The 12,304-nt window shown below is 61.8% G+C and carries 29 protein-coding genes; 14 read left to right on the top strand and 15 right to left on the bottom strand.

The genetic code is table 11. The annotated features are described in order from the left end of the window. A partial coding sequence (locus QZ186_RS08970; protein WP_296416530.1) for a hypothetical protein occupies positions 1 to 180 on the top strand: 180 nt, incomplete at its 5' end. 137 nt (positions 181 to 317) lie between these two features. On the opposite strand, the gene QZ186_RS08965 is transcribed toward QZ186_RS08970, so the two are convergent. After that, complete coding sequence (locus tag QZ186_RS08965) at positions 318 to 1,256, bottom strand: bestrophin family ion channel (RefSeq protein ID WP_296416516.1); 939 nt, start codon at positions 1,254 to 1,256, stop codon at positions 318 to 320. 26 nt (positions 1,257 to 1,282) lie between these two features. Here QZ186_RS08965 and QZ186_RS08960 point away from each other — a divergent pair, with 26 nt between their 5' ends. The 4 genes from QZ186_RS08960 (at position 1,283) to QZ186_RS08945 (ending at position 2,113) form a co-directional block, all read left to right on the top strand. Further along, positions 1,283 to 1,444, top strand: coding sequence for a hypothetical protein (locus QZ186_RS08960; RefSeq protein WP_010316090.1), 162 nt, complete (start codon positions 1,283 to 1,285; stop codon positions 1,442 to 1,444). A gap of 75 nt (positions 1,445 to 1,519) precedes the next feature. Further along, complete coding sequence (locus QZ186_RS08955; protein ID WP_296416515.1) at positions 1,520 to 1,690, top strand: hypothetical protein; 171 nt, start codon at positions 1,520 to 1,522, stop codon at positions 1,688 to 1,690. Positions 1,691 to 1,721: 31 nt separating this feature from the next. Next, positions 1,722 to 1,949 carry a DUF3104 domain-containing protein gene (locus tag QZ186_RS08950; RefSeq protein WP_043705725.1) on the top strand — a complete coding sequence of 76 codons (228 nt, stop codon included), beginning with the start codon at positions 1,722 to 1,724 and terminating at the stop codon, positions 1,947 to 1,949. Beyond that, positions 1,934 to 2,113, top strand: coding sequence for a hypothetical protein (locus tag QZ186_RS08945; protein WP_296416514.1), 180 nt, complete (start codon positions 1,934 to 1,936; stop codon positions 2,111 to 2,113). The genes QZ186_RS08950 and QZ186_RS08945 overlap by 16 nt, the downstream gene beginning before the upstream one ends. An 8-nt stretch (positions 2,114 to 2,121) precedes the next feature. Here the strand turns inward: QZ186_RS08945 and QZ186_RS08940 are convergent, their stop codons facing one another. From QZ186_RS08940 to QZ186_RS08920, 5 genes are all read right to left on the bottom strand, one after another. Beyond that, entirely contained in the window at positions 2,122 to 2,256 is a 135-nt protein-coding gene (locus QZ186_RS08940; protein ID WP_296416513.1) for a hypothetical protein, read from the bottom strand. A gap of 68 nt (positions 2,257 to 2,324) precedes the next feature. Next, positions 2,325 to 2,528, bottom strand: a complete 204-nt coding sequence (locus QZ186_RS08935) for a hypothetical protein (protein ID WP_296416512.1) — start codon at positions 2,526 to 2,528, stop codon at positions 2,325 to 2,327. A 203-nt stretch (positions 2,529 to 2,731) separates the two neighbouring features. Next, complete coding sequence (locus QZ186_RS08930; RefSeq protein ID WP_296416510.1) at positions 2,732 to 2,995, bottom strand: hypothetical protein; 264 nt, start codon at positions 2,993 to 2,995, stop codon at positions 2,732 to 2,734. Between the two features lie 24 nt (positions 2,996 to 3,019). Further along, on the bottom strand, positions 3,020 to 4,747 hold the full coding sequence (locus tag QZ186_RS08925) for a SulP family inorganic anion transporter (protein ID WP_296416508.1): 1,728 nt from the start codon (positions 4,745 to 4,747) through the stop codon (positions 3,020 to 3,022). A 418-nt stretch (positions 4,748 to 5,165) separates the two neighbouring features. After that, complete coding sequence (locus QZ186_RS08920) at positions 5,166 to 5,441, bottom strand: hypothetical protein (RefSeq protein WP_296416507.1); 276 nt, start codon at positions 5,439 to 5,441, stop codon at positions 5,166 to 5,168. A gap of 56 nt (positions 5,442 to 5,497) precedes the next feature. Between QZ186_RS08920 and QZ186_RS08915 the strand changes: the two genes are divergently transcribed. After that, positions 5,498 to 5,674, top strand: a complete 177-nt coding sequence (locus QZ186_RS08915) for a hypothetical protein (protein WP_296416506.1) — start codon at positions 5,498 to 5,500, stop codon at positions 5,672 to 5,674. Positions 5,675 to 5,676: 2 nt separating this feature from the next. On the opposite strand, the gene QZ186_RS08910 is transcribed toward QZ186_RS08915, so the two are convergent. The 3 genes from QZ186_RS08910 to QZ186_RS08900 form a co-directional block, all read right to left on the bottom strand. Next, entirely contained in the window at positions 5,677 to 5,955 is a 279-nt protein-coding gene (locus tag QZ186_RS08910) for a hypothetical protein (RefSeq protein WP_296416505.1), read from the bottom strand. A gap of 133 nt (positions 5,956 to 6,088) precedes the next feature. Next, positions 6,089 to 6,310, bottom strand: coding sequence for a hypothetical protein (locus QZ186_RS08905; protein ID WP_247477635.1), 222 nt, complete (start codon positions 6,308 to 6,310; stop codon positions 6,089 to 6,091). An 80-nt stretch (positions 6,311 to 6,390) separates the two neighbouring features. Continuing rightward, positions 6,391 to 6,603, bottom strand: coding sequence for a galactose oxidase (locus QZ186_RS08900; protein ID WP_296416504.1), 213 nt, complete (start codon positions 6,601 to 6,603; stop codon positions 6,391 to 6,393). A gap of 128 nt (positions 6,604 to 6,731) precedes the next feature. Between QZ186_RS08900 and QZ186_RS08895 the strand changes: the two genes are divergently transcribed. Further along, complete coding sequence (locus QZ186_RS08895) at positions 6,732 to 7,262, top strand: nuclear transport factor 2 family protein (RefSeq protein WP_010316116.1); 531 nt, start codon at positions 6,732 to 6,734, stop codon at positions 7,260 to 7,262. A gap of 202 nt (positions 7,263 to 7,464) precedes the next feature. Here the strand turns inward: QZ186_RS08895 and QZ186_RS08890 are convergent, their stop codons facing one another. Beyond that, positions 7,465 to 7,806 (bottom strand): hypothetical protein, encoded by a 342-nt coding sequence (locus QZ186_RS08890; protein ID WP_296416501.1) that lies wholly within the window; start codon positions 7,804 to 7,806, stop codon positions 7,465 to 7,467. Positions 7,807 to 7,848: 42 nt separating this feature from the next. Here QZ186_RS08890 and QZ186_RS08885 point away from each other — a divergent pair, with 42 nt between their 5' ends. From QZ186_RS08885 to QZ186_RS08870, 4 genes are all read left to right on the top strand, one after another. After that, positions 7,849 to 8,109, top strand: coding sequence for a hypothetical protein (locus QZ186_RS08885; RefSeq protein ID WP_296416499.1), 261 nt, complete (start codon positions 7,849 to 7,851; stop codon positions 8,107 to 8,109). Between the two features lie 168 nt (positions 8,110 to 8,277). Beyond that, on the top strand, positions 8,278 to 8,676 hold the full coding sequence (locus QZ186_RS08880) for a hypothetical protein (RefSeq protein WP_156797861.1): 399 nt from the start codon (positions 8,278 to 8,280) through the stop codon (positions 8,674 to 8,676). 39 nt (positions 8,677 to 8,715) lie between these two features. After that, complete coding sequence (locus tag QZ186_RS08875; RefSeq protein ID WP_247477656.1) at positions 8,716 to 8,940, top strand: hypothetical protein; 225 nt, start codon at positions 8,716 to 8,718, stop codon at positions 8,938 to 8,940. Positions 8,941 to 9,359: 419 nt separating this feature from the next. Continuing rightward, positions 9,360 to 9,572, top strand: a complete 213-nt coding sequence (locus QZ186_RS08870) for a hypothetical protein (protein WP_296416498.1) — start codon at positions 9,360 to 9,362, stop codon at positions 9,570 to 9,572. A gap of 11 nt (positions 9,573 to 9,583) precedes the next feature. On the opposite strand, the gene QZ186_RS08865 is transcribed toward QZ186_RS08870, so the two are convergent. The 5 genes from QZ186_RS08865 to QZ186_RS08845 all read right to left on the bottom strand — a co-directional run bounded on the left by QZ186_RS08865 (position 9,584) and on the right by QZ186_RS08845 (position 10,759). Further along, positions 9,584 to 9,763 carry a hypothetical protein gene (locus tag QZ186_RS08865; RefSeq protein ID WP_296416497.1) on the bottom strand — a complete coding sequence of 60 codons (180 nt, stop codon included), beginning with the start codon at positions 9,761 to 9,763 and terminating at the stop codon, positions 9,584 to 9,586. Between the two features lie 112 nt (positions 9,764 to 9,875). Continuing rightward, complete coding sequence (locus tag QZ186_RS08860; protein WP_010316132.1) at positions 9,876 to 10,004, bottom strand: hypothetical protein; 129 nt, start codon at positions 10,002 to 10,004, stop codon at positions 9,876 to 9,878. A 166-nt stretch (positions 10,005 to 10,170) separates the two neighbouring features. Further along, positions 10,171 to 10,350, bottom strand: coding sequence for a hypothetical protein (locus QZ186_RS08855; protein ID WP_010316133.1), 180 nt, complete (start codon positions 10,348 to 10,350; stop codon positions 10,171 to 10,173). A gap of 4 nt (positions 10,351 to 10,354) precedes the next feature. Then, positions 10,355 to 10,531 carry a hypothetical protein gene (locus tag QZ186_RS08850; protein ID WP_296416496.1) on the bottom strand — a complete coding sequence of 59 codons (177 nt, stop codon included), beginning with the start codon at positions 10,529 to 10,531 and terminating at the stop codon, positions 10,355 to 10,357. 78 nt (positions 10,532 to 10,609) lie between these two features. Beyond that, on the bottom strand, positions 10,610 to 10,759 hold the full coding sequence (locus tag QZ186_RS08845; protein ID WP_247477668.1) for a hypothetical protein: 150 nt from the start codon (positions 10,757 to 10,759) through the stop codon (positions 10,610 to 10,612). Positions 10,760 to 11,028: 269 nt separating this feature from the next. On the opposite strand from QZ186_RS08845, the gene QZ186_RS08840 reads away from it, so the two are divergent. The 3 genes from QZ186_RS08840 to QZ186_RS11715 form a co-directional block, all read left to right on the top strand. Next, on the top strand, positions 11,029 to 11,370 hold the full coding sequence (locus tag QZ186_RS08840; protein WP_296416495.1) for a hypothetical protein: 342 nt from the start codon (positions 11,029 to 11,031) through the stop codon (positions 11,368 to 11,370). Between the two features lie 101 nt (positions 11,371 to 11,471). Further along, entirely contained in the window at positions 11,472 to 11,639 is a 168-nt protein-coding gene (locus tag QZ186_RS08835) for a hypothetical protein (RefSeq protein ID WP_296416494.1), read from the top strand. A 406-nt stretch (positions 11,640 to 12,045) separates the two neighbouring features. After that, positions 12,046 to 12,304: alpha/beta hydrolase (locus QZ186_RS11715; protein ID WP_367268119.1), on the top strand; the 259-nt coding region annotated here is incomplete at its 3' end.

Genomic DNA, 12,304 nt, shown 5'->3' with positions numbered 1-12,304 from the left:
ACCAGGCAGGATGCAGCAGTTGCGCTGAAGCCGGTGAAAGAGATCAGTTTTTGGGAATGGCTCCTGCGCCTCTCCGGCAAGGTCGCGGCTGTCTCCGGTGTGATCGGCCTGTTGGTCTGGCTCACCTGGGTGATGCTCGACGTGAAGAACATGCAGTCGGGCTTCACCCTTCCCACCTAAGAGGGTGCTGACGGCGCAGGGTGTCTTCCTCCGCGTGCGCCGTGGCGCTCCGCCAGCTCCTTGATCGTGGCCTTGCTCGTCAGAAGGACAGCGTGTTGGTTGCTACAGCGGACCTTTAAAAAAACTGAGGCTTTCGCCTAGGACCAGCGGCTGGGGTCCCGGCTGATGGGTAGCCGCCCCAAGGGAGAGGTCGGCAGGAGGTCGGCGCTGATGGTGCTGCAGATCGCATCCATCGGCACGCAAAAGCTGCTGCCGTCTTGATCAAAGGGCCCCTCGACGTAGGCGCCGATTCGCTCAGCGGTGATGAAGCCCAGAAAGAGCACCGCGCCGGTCCAGGCGGAGTCGCGGCTGGCAAAGCTGGCGAAGAGGGCGTAGCCATAGAGCCAGCAGATCAGGCGGATGAAGACGTCGTAGGTCGGCGGTAGCGGAGTGTTGCGAATGCGCTGCAGGCCGCCCAGGGAATTGATGAAGGCGGTGCTGCAGCGCAGCAGGGCATCGCGTCCCCAGTCGTTGATCGCCCCTTGGCCGTAGAGCGATCCGATGAGCTGTGCCCTCTGCTGCAGGCTCCCCTGAAGACTGATGTCCTCCGGGAGTCCCAGGCTGCGGCTGAGGGCATCCACCTGGCTGCGGGCATCGCTGCGCCAGATCCCACGCAGCTCAAAATTCAGCACCCAGCACTGCAGCACCTGCAGGGCCACCAGTTGCTGCTGTTGCTGGCGGAAGGCTTCCTGGCTGCCGATCAGGGTCTGCAGGGTGTCGCGCCATTGCCGCGCTTCGTTGGTGATCGATCCCCAGAGCACCCGGGCCTCCCACCAACGGTTGATCGCCTGGGTGTTGCGAAAGCCCACGAAGATCGAGACCGCGATCCCCAGCATGGAGAGGCCCGAGCCATCAATGATCGAGAGGTCCCGGACCTGGGGATCGGCCTTGATGGCCAGGGCTAGCCCGCAGAGCATCAGCATCAGCAGCAGGTCCAGGCGCATCCGCAGCAGCAGTTCCCACAGCACCCAGGGGATGTTGCGGCGAGCCATCTTGGGCGGCTGACTCACGGGGACTCCGAGGGCTGCTTCGATCATCATTCCCCTCTCCTCCAGCGTCGACCATGGCCGATTGGACGCCCACCCCTGAGCAGCGCGATGGCGTGATCGCACGCACGTTGGAGTTCTTCCGCGATGAATGCGATGAGCTGCAGCAGGAGCTGGGTTGTCCGGAGGCTTTCATCGCTGAGTTGCTCACGGCCTTGGCCCAGACCTACGTCCGCTGAACTGCCCCCATCTGGGGGTAGGCCGCCCGGTGGATGCTCCCTGAGAGTGATTCCATCAGGAAGTGGGAGGTCGCGATGACAGCCCTTAAGAACGGTGGAGCAGCCCGTGATTGTCTGGGGTCCACCTGCATGAAGTGGACCGCCAGCGGCGAGCTCTCCGAGTTGGACCTCCATCGGGTGATGGAGCGCTTGGCCCGCGTGGACCACAACCTGGCCGAGGTCGACACCAAAGCCCAGGCAAGCTAGAACGCCTGTACTAGTTCGCTTGGGGTGGCTGATGCCCGCTTTTCTCTCGGTGCGTCTTGGTGATGTGGTGCTGGTGGAGCCCCCTGAGCAGGACTGGTGGGTCGGTCAGGTGATTCACCGCGAAGGCGGGGCCAGGGACAATGGCAATAGCTTTTTTCAGATCGCCTGCGTGGACACGGGGGTGATCCGAACGGTGAACCCCAACAGCGTCACTGGCGTTGTGAAGCCTTCTTCCCCCAGCGCATGCTCAGCGGCTTGATCCTGGTCCCGGTCCTGTTTGCCTTTTTTGGCTTGTCGGAGGACGACACCGAACAGTTGTTTGGCAAGTCAGGTGAGGCGCCGCCGCCAGCCCATGAACGCTGTCTCAAGGCCCGTGATTACAAGGGCTGCATGGAGTACCAGCGGCGCCAGGTCGAGGACTAGCTGTCCCCTCAGTTGGCGAGATGGGTGGCGAAATCGATCGCGATCCAGGCGGCGCTCAGGGCAATCAGCAGGGGCAGTACACCTTTGACGGTCTCAAGGACCTCCTGGCGCAGCTGGTCTTGCTGCTCGGGGGAGCGGGTCATTGCGGCCTGGGCGAGTGAACTTCTCCAGAGCTAAAAGTTCAAGGCTGCAATGGCATGAGCGCATTCACCTAGGCGAAGGCAAACCAGTCCAGGCGTTGGGCTTGGCCATCGGCCTGGATCTCGAGGAGCTCAAGGCCTTTGACGGTTCCGTCCTGCCGGTACCAGGGGTCTTGGCAGAGGCTGCTGAAGGCCTGACGGGCGGCTTCGAGGGATGGGAAGTCGCCAACCGGGGTGCTGCCCCAGGCGTCGTGGGTCTTGATCCGGTAGGGCATGGATGGCGGCCATCGCTGCCCACCAGTGTCCGGCACCCGCTTCAACAACAAACCCCCCAGCGTTCGGCGGGAGCGCTGGAGGGTTGTTGTTGGGGGCCTCAAGGGGGGCGGCCCCCGTTCGGATAGCGGGTTGGTACTCGACCGCTTCCACAACCGTTATGGCTTCGTGCCTGAGCCTTGGTCCATAGGCACATTCACGGGTTCTAGAAGATGCCGAGGGTCTTCTTCTTGCAGTAGCCCGCTCCGATGTTCATCCAGCCGGAGCGGCAGGGTTGCCCGTTGGTGGGAGCGACCTCGTAGTAGATGGGCGAGACGCAATGGCTCCCTAAATCGTTGACATAGCCGAGCGGACACTGATCCTGGCCTGCGGCCTTGGGGATTCGCTTCTGGGCCAAGCTGGGGCTTGGGGCGGCGAGGGTCAGCAGCAGCAGTCCGCTGCCGCTCAGGCTGAGGATGGTGCGCTTCAAGGGCCCAGTTCCACTGGAGTCAAGCTAGGAAGCCTGTCCCGATTCGGCTGCAAGCTGATGGGCGCGGGCGTTGAGCAGGGCCTCCTGACGGTTGAGGCAAAGCTCGACGCCGATGAAACGGGTGATGGCGAGCCGCCTGAGCCGTTCTCGGTAGCGCTCCTGGGGAACGGCGATGATCACCCGTCGTCCCTGGCGCGTGGCGTCGCGGCAGACCGCATCAATGGCCAGGGAGGCCGTGACCCCCAGGTGGGAAACCGCTGTTAGATCCAGGATCAAGGTGGCGTAGGCGGAGCTCTCCTGGAGGAGTTGGGTTAGATAGCGGCTCGCCCCAAAACTCAGTGGTCCGGCAAGGCTTAACAGCGCCACCTCACTCCCGGCCTCCCGTAGCAGGACTTGCTCCTCGGCGTTGAGCCTGACGGGGGACGGCTCGTCCGTGTCTCCATCGCCGCCGGTGATGCGCCGGCTGGCTTTTTGGAGGGCATCGGCCTGGTCCTTGATGGTGATCACATTGGCGAGGGAAACCCCAATGACGACGGCGGTGACCAGGTCCCAAAAGACCGTGAGCAAGAGAACGAGCCACATCAGGCCCGTGGCTTTCCAGGACAGGCGAGGGGCGCGCTTGAGGAAGCTCCAGTCGACGATCTCCAGGCCGACATGCAGCAGGATCCCCCCGAGGACGGCCAGGGGAATCTCAGAGGCGAAGGAGCCGGCCCCCAGGGTGACGATCAGTAGGGCGAGTGAGTGCACCATCCCTGAGAGGGGAGTGCGTCCGCCCGCTTGCACGTTGGTGACGGTGCGCATCGTGGCGCCCGCTCCAGGCAGACCCCCGACCAGGGCGGCAGCCATGTTGCCGATCCCCTGGCCAATGAGTTCACGGTCCGAGCGGTGCTGGGTGCGGGTGATGTTGTCGGCCACCAAGGAGGTGAGCAGCGAGTCGATCGAGCCCAGGACGGCGAGGGTGATGGCATAACCGCCCAACAGGCGGAGGTCGTCGAAGCGCAGCTGCGGCCAGCGCAGGGTCGGAAGCCCCTGGGGGATGGCGCCCAAGCGGGGGATGGAGCCCTCGGGCAACAGGGTGCTGAGCGCTGAGATCAGCACCAAGGCCACCAGCGGGGCGGGAAGCCAGCGGTTCCAGCGCCGGGGGTAGGAGCGGATCAGGGCAAAGGTCAGGGCGCCGATCAGCAGGGCCAGGCCGTTGAGGTTGGGCAGCTGAGCGGGTAGGGCCGCCAGGATCTGGGGGATGGTGCCTTTGAGGCTGAGGCCCAGCAGGATCGGCAGCTGCAGCACCACGACAATCACGCCGATCCCCGACATAAAGCCGGAGATCACCGAGTAGGGCATCTGAACGATGTACTGCCCCAGGCGAAAGACCCCGAAGAGCACCTGCAGGGCGCCCGCCAACAGGGCCACGGTGAAGGCCACGGCCAGGCCCGCCTCTGCTCCATAGCGACCGATCAGCGCCGTGATCACCGCCGCCATGATCACGGTCATCGGACCGGTGGGCCCAGAGACCTGGGAGGGCGTGCCCCCGAGGGGGGCGGCGATGAAGCCCAGAACGATGGCGCCCCAGAGGCCGGCGATCGCTCCGGCTCCGGAGGTCAGGCCAAAGGCCATGGCCAGTGGCAGGGCCACCACGGCGGTTGTGATGCCGCCGGTGAGGTCTCCGCGCCAGTTCCTCAGCCAGCTGTGGCTCCAGGTGCGACTAAGTCGCCAGATCTTCGCCTCGGGGGGCTCGCGGAATGGAGAGCGCATGCTGCCGCCGTCAGCTCTCCCCAGGATGCCGGCGATGGCAAGGCTGGGGGGTGGGGGCCAGGATCAGCAAAGAGAGGCCCCCGAGTTGGAGCGCGGTCGCGGGGCGATCGTCTCCTGCACTGTTATGACGCCGTGGCATCGACTCCCGTCATGAGTGCAAATGCTCAGTCATGACGAAATTCAGTCGCCAGTGCTGGAGGGCCGCGGCGGCATGGGACGTTTGCGAATCGTCAGCGGACGATTGCCGAATTGCCGTCTGGCCAAGTTGAAGGCATGACCTTCGCTAAAGGCAATGAGGTGGAGTTCTGAATCCCCATCGGGGAAATGAACCGTGAGATCAAAACAGGGCAAAACAGGCGCCGATCAGCCACATCTCCATGTCGTAGCCATGCTGCGCGCTGTCGTCAGCTACAGCGCTTCACTCAGGCACTTCGCTGTCCTTGTGATGGCGGGGTTGATAGCCCTGGGCTTCTGCTAAAAAGCGCAGCCAGACCTGGCTTTTGCGATCAGGCATCCCTGCTGCACCGATCAGGCCCAGGGGGCCAAAGAGCAGGCCTGCCCAAAACCAACGGGCCCATCGACGCGCCTTGGCGCGCGCGATCGAAGCCGAGATGAAGCCACAGGGGAGGCAGACCATCAACAGGCCAATGACGTAGCCCATCGCCGCATGCAGGTACTGCTGTTCTCTTAGCAAGCTTGAACGCCCAGGGCGAGTCTCTGCGGTTGGATGGTCAAAGCACTCGGGGCGTCATGCCGGCACTGCAGAGCGGATGGATTGAGCTCGCTGTGTTGGCACTGCTGTTTCTGGTTCTGCAGGTCTGGTGGCTCACGGCACTCGCCCGTCGGCGAGCCCTGGCCAAGCCCCTGAGCGAGGCGGAATTCCGTCAGGTTCTCGAGCGCATCTGGATCTCGAGATCCCGCTCCTGAGCTCAGGCCTGAGTGGGTTGGATGGCACAGGTCAGGGCGCAGGCGTGCTGCTCCTCGACCATGCGCCTGAGTTCGTGATCCCGCAGCAGCAGCATCAGCCGCGTTTCGCCCATTCCTCCTATCGCCGTGCCTGTTTGCTCGCTCACCCACTGCCCAGCCGATTGCAGGTCCGGGAAGAGTGCGGGACAGAGGCGCACCAGGCGGCCAGCGAGTCCGGTGCTCACCCAGCGTTCATGGGCTGTGCGTTTGACCTGCTCCTGGATGTTCTCGGTCATGGTCATCAGGAGCAGGAGGAGACAAGGATTGGACACTCACCTCTTCCTTCTGGACTAATCGAGTTCAGCCCCTTGCGGAGTAGGGATTAATACCTGTTCCTTCCGTTTTTCTTCCAAATTGCGCGGATTTGGGCTTTGCTCAGGGCTTTGGTGGTCTTGAGCCAGCGTGATTGGGGAAGGGGTGGGTGCTGCTGTGGTCGCCGCCTTCTCCGTAATGCTCCAGGTAGGAGAGCCCCATGGTGCGCAGCATCATTCCGCAGGCGTGGTGGTCGGCGCCGTATTGCTGCCGCCAGCGTTCGACCAGCTCGATGACGTCTTGATAGCCGCTGTTGAGGAAGTCCTCGGTTGGTTCCCAGGGCACGGTTGAGGGGCTTTGGTAGGCGAGCTGTCCACAGCTTCTCAGTCTTTGGCTGAGGCGTCCTGTCTTGTTATGAGCTGTGGTCAGGCTGCCTCGGGGCACCAGCCCAGCTGACGCTCTCGTCTGATCAGCCAGTGCTGGCATTTCTTCGTGAGGTGTTCGCCTTGGCCGAGCTGCTTGGACTGGAGCTTGCAGCCCAGCAGGGTGCGGCAGTGGGCGTCGGTCCCGTAGGTGAAGTGCTGGCAGGTGATGCAGACGCGGCCTGAGCGTGAGGCCCGCAGCAGCCTGGCTTCCATGAACTCCCACTCATCCATGTGCTCTGCGCAGGTACGCCTGTACTACTACTGACTTGGTGTCATTGCAAGGGGCAGGGCTTGTTCGTGCCGAATGCGCTGCTGACAATGGAGGTCTTCGCGGCTTTCCGATGACGGCAGATGGCTTGGCTCAGGCCATTGACGCGATTTTTGAACGTCACATGCAGGCCGAGTTAGCGGGAGATCTGGATGGCACCTTGGCGACGATGAGCGCCAATCCCCATCTGGTGAACATCCCCACGATGGTGGGTGGTTCGGGGCCGCAAGGGGTCCGCCGTTTTTATGCCAATCGCCTGGTCGGTCAGTTTTTCCCGCCCGATGTGACCTTTGCGCCCATTTCGCGCACCCATTCGGCGGAGCGGCTGGTGGATGAATTGGTGATTCGCTTCACCCATACCCATCCCATGGATTGGATGCTGCCGGGGGTCGAGCCCACAGGGCGGCGTGTGGAAGTGGCCTTTGTGGTGATCGTTGGGATCGAGGGAGATCGGGTGAGCTATGAGCACATCTACTGGGATCAGGCCACGGTGCTGGTGCAGTTGGGCTTGCTGAAGCCTGAGGGGCTGCCTGTTGTGGGACAAGGCGGCGTCGCCAAGCTCCTGGATCCATCGCTCCCGGATCCTTTCTTCCAGGAAGGCTGAGCGCAGAGATGTGGGATTGCTGATCTCAGCAGTGACGGCAACAGTTGTTGGTTGGCGTTGGTGTGACAGTCGTCCCAGTTGGTGTTCTCACCATGCTCCGAATGTTGACGTTGGTCGCCACCCTCTTGGTGCTGAAAACCGCAACGGAGATCTGGCTGGCTGAATCCCTGCTCAGCTCACGTCCTTCGCCGCGATCCCTGGCTTAGTTCGGGGCCAGGGCCTGGAATAACTCCCGGATGGAGTCAAGGTCGAGGTCGGTGTTGATCAGGACCGAGCTCTCAAAGTCTTCCTGAAAATCACTGAGGCTCTGCAGGATGTCCTGGCTGGTTCCTTGTCCAGGCATCGGAGCGGTGGACTGACCTTGCTCATCCCGCGAGAAAATGCGCCAGAACGCCAGCACACACTGCTGACCGGGAGAGAGAGGCGTCTCGCCCAGGGACCAGGGGTGGTCTGAGGCCACGCGTTTGATCTGCTCCCAGCTGCTGTGGCTGCTGAGTTGTGCGTCAACGCCGGAGAGCGCCTCGAGAAACTCCTCTTCCGACATGGCTCCAGGCGAAGTCTTATTTCATGCTGGCAGCATGCAGGCATGACGACGCTCGAGAAGAGTCTTCGGATCGCCGTTGGCTCGGCCCGGTGTGTGCTGGCGATCGCGGCGCTGTCGCGCTGGTTGTTTCCACTGGTCAACAATGTCCTCTGGACCCTGTCCTTCGGGGTGCCGACCTGGTTGATCGGGATCTTTTGGTTGGTTCCTTTCCTCTTGGCCTACGGGATCCCGATGGCGCTGCTGGCCTGGTGGATCGTTGGGGTCTGGAGTCCACGCAACAAACCCCCCAGCGGCAGGGTGTGAGACGCGCACTGGAGGGTTGTTGATGGGGCGCGTTGCACCGCACCCCTGATGAGGACGGTCCGTGACGTCGAGCCGTCTCCAAGGCAGTCATGGCCCAGCCGCTGGCTCGATTGCAAGGGCCGATTGGATCGAGCGCCAAACTCTTGGGGACGCAAACGAGATCTGCAGTTGGCGCCTTACTCGGGGACCCGTGTTCAGGAAACGCCTGAGGGCTTGAGTTATCGCATCGTCTACCAGCGACGCGGTGGTCTACCGATTGATTGGTTGGATACCGATGGCGACCCCCTGGAAGGCACCGATCGCCTTCGGGCCCAAGAGGACTCGGCCCGGTTCTTGGCTCAGAAACGCAATCCCTTCAGCCGTTTTCTGCGGGGCTTCATTGCGGTCCTTGTGGTGGTGTTCAGCTTCAGCCCAGGCGCATCGCCTTGGATGCTGAGCATTGGACTGTTGATCTACCTCGAGATTGCGATCCGATCCAAGCAGCGGGTTGGCCTCTACCAAGGCATCGCTCGAGAGATCGAACAGAGACTCTTCGCGATCGATCAGGCCAGTCAGTCGGAGCCCTGAGGGAGGCCCCGTAGCCTCTCCGCAGCGCGATCGGGATCCATGGGTTTGCAGCTGCACTCCGAAGCCTTCCTGCACGAGGACGGGGTGACCTACTGCATTAAGCGTGCGTCGCTGGACCAGGACTTCACCATCTATGAGCAGCGCGATGGTGAGTGGGTCGACAGCGGCCTGGACCGGGCGGTGAAGGAGCTGAACTTTGCCGAGTTCAAGCGCCTGGGGCTGCTGATCAAACGAATCATGGATCAGGACCGCTGGATCGCCTGATCTCCCATAGGAGGAGGCCGCCCCTCCCGGATGGAAGAGACGGCCTAGTTCGCTCGTTCATGCATGGAATGACCCGTTTCGTGGATGACGAAAGAGTGGGTCGGAGCTGCTGAGGGAGGTCACCTGGGGCCAGGTGTCCAGGTGTGGAGCAGTTGTGACTCCTTGGGGCACCTGTGGCGGTGCAGATGGAGTGCCGACAGCTCAAACGCACACGTTTGTTTGATCTGACGGCCCGCTCACGGTTTGAGAAGACTGTTGGAGCAGGCGCCTTCAGTCAGCTCGCTCCTGACGTCTGGTTGGGTGGAGTGTCGACCATTTGAGGCGTCTCCGATCTCGATGGGCCTAGCTTCAGTCGGATTCGAGGGGAAGACAATCGGACTTAATGCCCATTGCCCTGCAGGCCTAATCACCCGAAAGTGATGGGTTGCTTGCCCAGGCGATCGCGCCAGCGGCGTCAGTTGCCTCGGCTCTCCCTGCTGGCTTGGCTTGGTCACTGGTGTTTGCGTCTGCTCAAGGTCGCTCTGGTGGGCCTGACCACCTGCGGTTTGGGTTGGGTTTGGCTAGCGATGTTTGTCTATTACGAGCGGTTCAAGCGGCGTCGGTTGGCGGGTTCAGGACCCCATCGCCGCTAGACCTGGATGGATTAGTGGTGCCAGGCGACGGGGTTGCGGCACTCCTGATCTTTGAGCGCTTCGTAGGCCGTCCAGAGTCCTTCGACTTCGGCGCACTTCAGGTTGCGATCGCAGACGCGATAGCGACCGTTGCCGACCGCATCAATCGTGGAACCGCGGGAGGTGCGGCATATCCGCTTGGGTTCTGCCATGGATTGAAGGCATGAAGGAGTTGTCCTACGGGTCTCTTTTTCCGTCTGGTCAGCAGTATTTCGGCAGGTGACAAGGCCCGTGGCTCGAGACGAGAGAGCGGCCTGGCTGAGCTCAGTGGGCGTGGATCGAATAAAGGGTGATCCCCATGGCCCGCAGGATGAAGTAGCCCGTGAATCCGACGAGATTGAGGCCGATGACAAAGGCCCAGACTCCCCAAGGCTGTTGTTTGTCGAGCTTCATTCCCGTGCGGACGCTCGCTTCAGTGTGACGCGTAGCCAACAGCTCCCGCATCGCTTGGCCGGTGGGGAGTGTTGGTTGGGGGGCGGAATAGGCCCCCCGGATCGGACAACGGGGGAATGCACTCGCCCGTCTCCTCAGCGGTTATGGCCCTGGTCTTGAGCGGCTGTCAACGGGTTGGGTTGTTGATCTCGATTGCGAGTGGGTCCGGTTCCCCTTCGGTGATGGCCACCGAGCGGAAATAGATCGCGCTGGAGCGGTCACCGGCTGATTCCATCGCTCGGCGCATGGACCACCAGTACTGGAGGGTCTCCTCCTCGGTCCATTCGAGGGTTTGTTCGCTCGACATGGGGCTAACCCAGGCGGCAGCCAAGGTTGACCGTGCCTTGATCCAGCAGGCGCCCAAGCCGTAGGGCCACTGCCGCTTCACGCCGGTTGAAGGAACCCTGGTGGGAGGCAATCCAGGACACCTCGGCTTCGGTGACCACCCCTGTGGCGAGCGAGCTCAGAAAGACAGCCCCGAGAGACATGAGAGATCTGTAACGAAGTCTTTACATTCTGTCTCGCGCTGGCTGGAGCTGTGGATTGGTCTTTGCTCTCGGGGTGGCTCAGTAGCTGTTTTGCTTCAGGGCGGAGAAGCGTGAGCCGGTCTCCCAGATTCCAACTGCGCTCTTGGCGCGGGCCTTGCCGGTGTTTTGAAGTTGCACTGCTGCCGCGCCCGCGGCGTAGCAAGCGGCAAAGACGGCGATGAACCCCATGGCTCTCCTGCAATCGCAAGACCTTTGCTGAAGCGGATCGGTCGACTGGTTCAAGTCGAACCGTTTCCCCTGGTTGAGTATTTCTGCTTAGGGCTGGTCCGATTAGGCGCCACCTTTGCGTGCTGTGCGCCTGCGCACGACGGCAAAGGCAGCCCAGAGGAAGAGCGCGATTAAGACGACGTCGGCAATGGGACTCATCAAGTGGCCCTCGGGCTTGGTCACTTCATAGGTATCGAGATGTTGGTTGGCTCCTTGGCCGCGGAGCGCAAGTGCTGCTCATCTGGGGCTGGCTCCCCGTTCCCCGGCAGGGTGACTCCTGCTGGCTTGATCCCGAAGCTTTTCTGTCGATTGCCCCTAAATGGCTTGGGGCGACCGAGCTTGTGCTCCACCACATGCAGGGTTTCATGTTCCGGATTGAACTGCTCACACCCCAGGGCTGGAGTCAGACAGAGGAGCACGAGCAGCGGGAGCTCGCTGAATTGCAGGCCATGCTCAAGAGTCAGGCCGATGGCTGCACGTATCGTGTTACCAGCCCGGAGCTGAGCACCCTCTGCGTCTTCACGCCGCAGGGCTCCCGCTGCTGGCAGCTGGATCAGCCGGCGGTTGCTTGAGCCAATGGCAATCGGCCTGAATACCCATTGCCTGAGCTGCGAAAGCATTCGACAGTGATCGGCTGATCCTTTCTTTGAGTCGTTGTTTCGACAGAGGTGAGATGGCTGCCCATTGCAAAGACAAGTTCCGCTCCTTCTGGAGGCGCTTTCAGAGCAACCTCAAGACCAACCGCTTTCCGGTTGAGTTGGGCGAGGCGGGATCGGTGCGTCGAGCAGCAGAGGTGGAGCGGATTACCAGCAAGCAGACGCCGCCGATCGACATCCGATGACGCAAGCGCCGCGTGCCTATTGAGTCGCCCGGGGTTGGATGGCTTGATGCTTTTCTTTCGCGGAAAATATTTTCCGGGACGCGTTTGTTCTTCTCGCTACATTTTGCGGTCTTTCTGTAGCCAATTTGTCTGTTATCTGCGCCTCTTGGAGTTCAAAAATAAAGACAAAGAGTTGATCTGAGCTGCCTCGTTCTTGAGGTTTCCATATCGGGAAGGGTTCATTTGCAGAGTCCTTCTCGAGTTGCCTTCCATGTTGAAACTGATTGTTCCTCTTGCCGGTGCAAGTTGTTTGTTCCTGGGCCTCTCGGCCCAGGCCAATCCCCAGGCCCCCTTGCCTCTCTCCTCGGATGAGTCTGGAGTTGCCTATGGGGAAGCCGTTTTTATTCCTCCCCATGGCGGGCCACGGATGACGGCTCGTGCTGTCGGCTATGGCTTTGTTCGCTCCAACACCCTGCTGCCCCTGGGCGGTGCCGAGGTGATCGATAACCCCGTTCCTGAGAACCTCTCGGATCTGTCCGGCTGGTCCAGGGAGCAGCTTCAGACTGGTCTTCAGCAGCAATACAGCGTGGATGTGGCCGCTGTGGCTCGCTTCCTGTATTCCCCCAAGGGCGAGCAGTTCCTGAAAGAGAGCATTCAGGAGAACAACTACACCCCCTACTACAGCC

The organism is Vulcanococcus sp. DEBay_Sum29NL08_54 (genome assembly GCF_017859255.1).
In the GTDB taxonomy this organism is placed as follows: domain Bacteria; phylum Cyanobacteriota; class Cyanobacteriia; order PCC-6307; family Cyanobiaceae; genus Vulcanococcus.
This window is presented reverse-complemented; position numbering and strand designations above follow the sequence as displayed.

Coding starts and splice junctions, on each gene's coding strand:
- QZ186_RS08900 (WP_296416504.1), bottom strand. CDS start 6,603: ATGGAAGCCAGGCTGCTGCGGGCCTCACGCTCAGGCCGCGTCTGCATC.
- QZ186_RS08950 (WP_043705725.1), top strand. CDS start 1,722: ATGCCCGCTTTTCTCTCGGTGCGTCTTGGTGATGTGGTGCTGGTGGAG.
- QZ186_RS08935 (WP_296416512.1), bottom strand. CDS start 2,528: ATGCCCTACCGGATCAAGACCCACGACGCCTGGGGCAGCACCCCGGTT.
- QZ186_RS08940 (WP_296416513.1), bottom strand. CDS start 2,256: ATGACCCGCTCCCCCGAGCAGCAAGACCAGCTGCGCCAGGAGGTCCTT.
- QZ186_RS08895 (WP_010316116.1), top strand. CDS start 6,732: ATGACGGCAGATGGCTTGGCTCAGGCCATTGACGCGATTTTTGAACGT.
- QZ186_RS08925 (WP_296416508.1), bottom strand. CDS start 4,747: ATGCGCTCTCCATTCCGCGAGCCCCCCGAGGCGAAGATCTGGCGACTT.
- QZ186_RS08855 (WP_010316133.1), bottom strand. CDS start 10,350: ATGTCGAGCGAACAAACCCTCGAATGGACCGAGGAGGAGACCCTCCAG.
- QZ186_RS08955 (WP_296416515.1), top strand. CDS start 1,520: ATGACAGCCCTTAAGAACGGTGGAGCAGCCCGTGATTGTCTGGGGTCC.
- QZ186_RS08865 (WP_296416497.1), bottom strand. CDS start 9,763: ATGGCAGAACCCAAGCGGATATGCCGCACCTCCCGCGGTTCCACGATT.
- QZ186_RS08945 (WP_296416514.1), top strand. CDS start 1,934: ATGCTCAGCGGCTTGATCCTGGTCCCGGTCCTGTTTGCCTTTTTTGGC.
- QZ186_RS08960 (WP_010316090.1), top strand. CDS start 1,283: ATGGCCGATTGGACGCCCACCCCTGAGCAGCGCGATGGCGTGATCGCA.
- QZ186_RS08885 (WP_296416499.1), top strand. CDS start 7,849: ATGACGACGCTCGAGAAGAGTCTTCGGATCGCCGTTGGCTCGGCCCGG.
- QZ186_RS08850 (WP_296416496.1), bottom strand. CDS start 10,531: ATGTCTCTCGGGGCTGTCTTTCTGAGCTCGCTCGCCACAGGGGTGGTC.
- QZ186_RS08890 (WP_296416501.1), bottom strand. CDS start 7,806: ATGTCGGAAGAGGAGTTTCTCGAGGCGCTCTCCGGCGTTGACGCACAA.
- QZ186_RS08860 (WP_010316132.1), bottom strand. CDS start 10,004: ATGAAGCTCGACAAACAACAGCCTTGGGGAGTCTGGGCCTTTGTCATC.
- QZ186_RS08875 (WP_247477656.1), top strand. CDS start 8,716: ATGGGTTTGCAGCTGCACTCCGAAGCCTTCCTGCACGAGGACGGGGTG.
- QZ186_RS08845 (WP_247477668.1), bottom strand. CDS start 10,759: ATGGGGTTCATCGCCGTCTTTGCCGCTTGCTACGCCGCGGGCGCGGCA.
- QZ186_RS08915 (WP_296416506.1), top strand. CDS start 5,498: ATGCCGGCACTGCAGAGCGGATGGATTGAGCTCGCTGTGTTGGCACTG.
- QZ186_RS08870 (WP_296416498.1), top strand. CDS start 9,360: ATGGGTTGCTTGCCCAGGCGATCGCGCCAGCGGCGTCAGTTGCCTCGG.
- QZ186_RS08835 (WP_296416494.1), top strand. CDS start 11,472: ATGGCTGCCCATTGCAAAGACAAGTTCCGCTCCTTCTGGAGGCGCTTT.
- QZ186_RS08910 (WP_296416505.1), bottom strand. CDS start 5,955: ATGACCATGACCGAGAACATCCAGGAGCAGGTCAAACGCACAGCCCAT.
- QZ186_RS08965 (WP_296416516.1), bottom strand. CDS start 1,256: ATGATCGAAGCAGCCCTCGGAGTCCCCGTGAGTCAGCCGCCCAAGATG.